1 protein-coding gene is annotated in these 514 nt (G+C 57.0%); it reads left to right on the forward strand.

What is annotated here, in order from left to right:
• Positions 1 to 514, forward strand: a 514-nt coding sequence (locus tag ABD481_RS47185) for an asparagine synthase-related protein (RefSeq protein ID WP_344672397.1), incomplete at both ends; no start/stop codon positions are given.

Here is a 514-nt window from a genome sequence, read left to right on the forward strand (position 1 = left end):
CTATCAGTGCGACTGGTTTGATTACGACCCGGTGAAAGACAACGTTACCGATAAGAACGAGCTGCGCCAGGCGCTGGAAGAGTCGGTGAAAAGCCACCTGATGTCCGACGTGCCTTACGGCGTGCTGCTCTCCGGCGGTCTTGATTCATCGGTCATCTCGGCTATCACCAAGAAATTCGCCGCCCGTCGCGTCGAAGATCAGGAGCGTAGCGAAGCCTGGTGGCCGCAGCTGCACTCTTTCGCGGTCGGTCTGGAAGGCTCTCCTGACCTGAAAGCGGCGCAGGAGGTGGCCAACCACCTCGGCACCGTGCACCACGAAATTCACTTTACCGTCCAGGAAGGGCTGGATGCCATCCGCGACGTTATCTATCACATCGAAACCTACGATGTGACCACTATTCGCGCCTCGACGCCGATGTACCTGATGTCGCGGAAAATTAAAGCCATGGGCATCAAAATGGTGCTTTCCGGCGAAGGTTCGGACGAAGTGTTCGGCGGCTACCTCTACTTCCAT

Origin of the sequence: Catenulispora yoronensis, assembly GCF_039531695.1 — a bacterium.
GTDB classification, from domain to species: Bacteria; Actinomycetota; Actinomycetes; order Streptomycetales; family Catenulisporaceae; genus Catenulispora; species Catenulispora yoronensis.